The sequence below is a fragment of the Bacillus sp. UNC437CL72CviS29 genome, from assembly GCF_000482345.1.
GTDB lineage: Bacteria > Bacillota > Bacilli > Bacillales > Bacillaceae_G > Bacillus_A > Bacillus_A arachidis.
Genome location: NZ_AXVB01000030.1, coordinates 41,052 through 47,051 on the forward strand (window position 1 = coordinate 41,052; position 6,000 = coordinate 47,051).

Consider the following 6,000-nt stretch of genomic DNA (forward strand, 5'->3'; position numbering starts at 1 on the left):
TTAGAAACCTGTTTTCAAGTTTTTAAGTTTATAACAGTTAAAAAAGAAGAAGTGTCATCATCCTATTAAGTCATTGTCATTACATATTCATATTAGAAGCCATCTAATAATAATTGATAGGAGAATGACATGATAAAAAGAGTAACTTCGATTTTTTCGATTTTAATGATTTTTATGTTTACTATAGGTCAGAGTTTGGTGCCTATAATAGCAAGTGCACAAGAATTAAATAAAACAGGGTTAGTTGATAGTTTTACATTCGATAAAAAGGAATTAAATTACGGAGAACGAACAGGAATAAGAGTAACGTTTAGTGATAAATCTGGAAATCAAATGAAAGCTGGAGACACACTAACACTAACGTTACCTTCAGAATTGCAAGGATATAGTAGGACCATTGCATTAAATAATGATGCAGGTGTTAATTTTGGTACTTGCCAGATAGCTACAACTAATGTGGTTTGTACATTTAATGATACAGTTGAGAAACTTCAAAACATTAGAGGGCATTTTAATTTTGAAATTAAAGCGACTAATAATGTAGGAACGGGACAAACCATAACAGTGGATACTAACTTAGGTACCAGTTTAGCAAATCAAACGGTAACTATTAAAGGTCCAAATGAAGGAACGAGTACAGTACCATTTGCCTACAAAACAGGTTCAATTAATCCAGAAACCCCAAATCAAGTGAACTGGGAGTTGAATGTAAATGGTAACAGTAACAAAGAACAGCTAAGTGATGATATTGTTTTGTCCGATATTTTACAAGCGGGTCAAACACTTAATCAGGATAGCGTTATCTTAATAATTGGAAATGAAAGTTTAACAGCTCAGCAGTTTAGGGATAAAGGTTACGGAACGATTACATTTAATGATAACTCTTTCGAGATTAGGGCTTATAAGGATCACGCAAGTGGTAAGATTCTTAGTATAAGATATAGCTCTACTATAACTGAAAGTGGAATGAACCAAGAGAATTTCTTTAATGATTTTACAGTTAAATATCAAATTCTAAATCAGCAACCGGAATCTTTTTCAAATACGGCTTGGGTTAAGAATATAAATGCGGGTGGCGGTGCCCAAGGTGATTTACCACCAAAAGGAACGTTAAGAATTGTTAAGCATATTGAAGGGAATACGGAAAAATTCATACCTGATGTCTCGTTTAAATTGTATACGGAATCGGGTCAGCAAATTGGAAATACTTATAAAACCGATGAAAAAGGTATGGTTGAAGTTCCTGATTTAAAGCCAGGAAAATATTATGTGCAAGAGATTTCGGCTCCAAACTATCTAGATTTTGATCCTCAAGCAAAAGTAAGTTTTACAATTGATAGAAATGCTGAAAAAGGTGTAAAGCTTATGATTCCGAATAAGGTGAAAACTACATCTGTTTCAGGAACGAAGATATGGAATGACAACAACAATAAGTTTGGCAAACGCCCAGAAAGTATCACGGTTCAATTGCTTCAAAATGAAAAAGAATTAAAAACACAAGAAGTAAAAGCTGATCAAGCTGGCAACTGGAACTTCAGTTTCGCGGATCTACCAAAGTACGATGAACAAGGAAATGAGTACGCGTACACAGTAAGTGAAGTAAAAGTAAACGACTATGAAACAAAAGTAGAAGGAACAACGATTACGAACACTTACAAGAATGTAGAAACAACAGAAGTAAGTGGCAAAAAAGTATGGGATGACTACAACAATAAGTTTGGCAAACGCCCAGAAAGCATCACGGTTCAATTGCTTCAAAATGGTACAGAGTTGAAAACACAAGAAGTGAAAGCAGATCAAGCTGGAAACTGGAACTTCGATTTCAAAGATCTACCAAAGTACGATGAACAAGGAAACGAGTACACGTACACAGTAGGTGAAGTAAAAGTAGACGGCTATGAAACAAAGGTAGACGGAACAACGATTACAAACACTTACAAAAACACAGACAAAACAGAACTAAATGGTAAGAAAGTATGGGATGACTACAACAATAAGTTTGGTAAACGCCCAGAAAGCATCACAGTTCAATTGCTTCAAAATGAAAAAGAATTAAAAACACAAGAAGTAAAAGCTGACCAAGCTGGTAACTGGAATTTCAGCTTCACGGATCTTCCGAAGTACGATGAACAAGGAAACGAGTACAAGTACACAGTAAGTGAAGTAAAAGTAAACGACTACGAAACAAAAGTAGAAGGAACAACAATTACGAACACTTACAAAAACACAGACAAAACAGAAGTAAGTGGCAAAAAAGTATGGGATGATTACAACGATAAGTTTGGTAAACGCCCAGAAAGCATCACGGTTCAACTACTTCAAAATGGTACAGAGTTGAAAACACAAGAAGTAAAAGCCGACCAAGCTGGCAACTGGAACTTCGATTTCAAAGATCTACCAAAGTACGATGAACAAGGAAACGAGTACAAGTACACAGTAGGTGAAGTAAAAGTAGACGGCTATGAAACAAAGGTAGACGGAACAACGATTACGAACACTTACAAAAACACAGACAAAACAGAACTAAATGGTAAGAAAGTATGGGATGACTACAACAACAAGTTTGGTAAACGCCCAGAAAGCATTACAGTTCAACTACTTCAAAATGGTACAGAGTTCAAAAACCAAGAAGTGAAGGCTGACCAAGCTGGTAACTGGAATTTCAGCTTCACGGATCTTCCGAAGTACGATGAACAAGGAAACGAGTACAAGTACACAGTAAGTGAAGTGAAAGTAAACGACTACGAAACAAAAGTAGAAGGCACAACAATTACGAACACTTACAAAAATACAGACAAAACAGAAGTAAGTGGTAAGAAAGTATGGGACGACTACAACAATAAGTTTGGTAAACGCCCAGAAAGCATCACAGTTCAATTGCTTCAAAATGGTACAGAGTTGAAAACACAAGAAGTAAAAGCTGACCAAGCTGGTAACTGGAATTTCAGCTTCAAAGATCTACCAAAGTACGATGAGCAAGGAAACGATTTCAAGTATACAGTAAGTGAAGTAAAAGTAGACGGTTACGAAACAAAAGTAGAAGGAACAACGATTACGAACACTTACAAAAACACAGACAAAACAGAAGTAAGTGGCAAAAAAGTATGGGATGACTACAACGATAAGTTCAACAAACGCCCAGAAAGCATCACGGTTCAACTACTTCAAAATGGTAAAGAGTTCAAAAACCAAGAAGTGAAAGCAGATCAAGCTGGAAACTGGAACTTCGATTTCAAAGATCTCCCAAAGTACGATGAACAAGGAAACGAGTACACGTACACAGTAAGTGAAGTGAAAGTAGATGGATATGAAACAAAGGTAGAAGGCACAACGATTACGAACACTTACAAAAACACAGACAAAACAGAAGTAAGTGGCAAAAAAGTATGGGATGACTACAACGATAAGTTCGGTAAACGCCCAGAAAGCATTACAGTTCAACTACTTCAAAATGGTACAGAGTTGAAAACACAAGAAGTAAAAGCCGACCAAGCTGGTAACTGGAATTTCAGCTTCACGGATCTCCCAAAGTACGATGAACAAGGAAACGAGTACACGTACACAGTAGGTGAAGTAAAAGTAAACGACTACGAAACAAAAGTAGAAGGAACAACGATTACGAACACTTACAAAAATACAGACAAAACAGAACTAAATGGTAAAAAAGTATGGGATGATTACAACAACAAGTTTGGTAAACGCCCAGAAAGCATCACAGTTCAATTGCTTCAAAATGGAACAGAGTTCAAAAACCAAGAAGTAAAAGCTGATAAGGATGGCAACTGGAACTTCGATTTCAAAGATCTTCCGAAGTACGATAAGCAAGGAAATGAGTATAAGTACACAGTAAGTGAAGTGAAAGTTAAGGACTATGAAACAAAAGTAGAAGGAACAACGATTACGAACACTTACAAGAATACAGAAACAACAGAAGTTAGTGGTAAGAAAACATGGAAAGACGATAACGCAAAAGATCGTCCAGAAATGATCAAAGTAGACCTACTACAAAATGGCAAAGTAATCGCAACACAAGAAGTAAGCGCAGCAAGCGAATGGAAATATGCGTTTAAAGATTTAGCAGCATATGATGAGAATGGTGTAGCTTACAAGTATGAAGTAAAAGAACAAGCAGTAGACGGATACAAATCCGAAGTAAAAGGAAATGACATCACGAATACAAAGGTTGGCAAAACAATAGTAGAAGGAACAAAGACGTGGAATGACGGAAATGCGACAAATCGACCGAAAACAATTAAAGTAGATTTACTACAAAACGGTCAGGTTATCGCAACGCAAGAAGTAAGTGAAGCAACGGGTTGGAAATATACATTTAAAGAATTAGCAGCATATGATGCGAATGGTGCAGCGTACAAATATGAAGTGAAAGAACAACCAGTAGATGGATATCAATCCGAAGTAAATGGTTATGATATCACGAATACAAAAATCAAGGACAATCCAAGTACAGAACCAAAAGATCCAAATAAAGAACCAAAAAATCCAAGTACAGATCCAAACGCAAATACAGACACAAATAGCGATTCTAAAGTTCCACCTACTAAAGAAAATACTAAAACATCAGTATGGCTTCCTAAAACAGGCGGAACATCGATGGATATAATTTCATACATTGGAGGTATGTTGTTGGTGGCTTTAGGTGGATTCATATTTGCTCGTCAACGAATGAGATAAAAAAATTGGATTTGGTGCAAGAAACCTATCAAACTTGGACATACGGATACTATTAAATTAGAAAGACTAGAGATTATATATGTCTAAGTCAAGTGATTTCAAAGAAAAACTATTATCAACTAGGGATTCATTTAATAATAAGTGACTTAGTGGAAAAAATAGATCATCTATTGCTTATGTAGTGATTATTACCTGGGTTCATATAGATGATTCAAAATTAAATCATCTATATGAAAGTAAATGAGTAATAGATGTAGTAATAGCGTACCGTTGATTCAAGAGAAAATACAATTGATTTTTAGTTAGGTAGAATAAGAAATAAAAAGGTCGCAGAGCGTTTTTTGAAGAAAAGCTTTGCGGCCTTTTTATATTTAAAATCCTTGTGCTATTAACCTAGACAAGTACACGGTCGATTTTATCATTTCCCGACAGAAAACTCCCACCTCAAGGAATGGGTAGGACATGGTCCAATGAGTAGGTGGGAGATGAATGGCGGTTAGGTAAAGGCCTAACATTTCTCCTTGCGGAAGAGTCAGTATGAGGTATCGGGATCCGTTCGTTCCTATAGAAGGGAGATGATGCAGGAAGAAGCATTTTTACATATAAGGAATTGTTCCATTATAAAAGTCTTTTCATATGTATACATTTTTGAAGGGTGGCAGAGGAATTTCGACAAAAAAGAAGAAATGATACGAGAGAAGTATTTTTGAGTATATTCCGATATCGTTCTCATACATATCGTGAAAAAAGCATGTAGAAAAACTAAAATAGAAAGTGAGGTGGAAAGTGCTGCTTGTCCATAAAGCGTATAAGTTCCGGATCTATCCTAATGCAGAACAAAAAATACGTATCGCGAAAACAATGGGTTGTTCTCGTTTTGTATTCAATTATTTTTTAGCAAAATGGAATGATAGATATAAAGAAACAGGGAAAGGATTAACCTATGGCACTTGTTCTTCGCAACTACCTGCCCTCAAAAAAGAATTTGTATGGCTCAAAGAAGTGGACAGCACGGCTCTTCAATCTTCTCTTCACAACCTCGCTGACTCGTATTCACGATTCTTCAACAAACAAAACAAAGCACCTCGGTTTAAGTCGAAAAACAATAAAGTCCAATCCTATACAACGAAGCACACAAATGGGAACATCGCGATTGTGGGAAATAAAATAAAGTTACCGAAACTTGGCCTTGTCACGTTTGCCAAAAATCGTGAGGTAGAAGGACGTATTTTGAGCGCTACTGTCAGAAGGAATCCAAGTGGAACATATTTTGTCTCGATTCTTGCCGAAATAGAAGTGCAAGAATTG

Annotated in this window: 2 protein-coding genes; both read left to right on the forward strand. The window is 36.1% G+C overall.

Annotation, left to right across the window (positions count from 1 at the left end):
* The first annotated feature begins 129 nt into the window (after nucleotides 1–129).
* Complete coding sequence (locus M014_RS28690) at nucleotides 130–4,692, forward strand: Cna B-type domain-containing protein (protein WP_081811091.1); 4,563 nt, start codon at nucleotides 130–132, stop codon at nucleotides 4,690–4,692.
* Between the two features lie 789 nt (nucleotides 4,693–5,481).
* Nucleotides 5,482–6,000, forward strand: a 519-nt coding sequence (locus M014_RS0119580) for an RNA-guided endonuclease TnpB family protein (RefSeq protein WP_026593208.1), incomplete at its 3' end; no start/stop codon positions are given.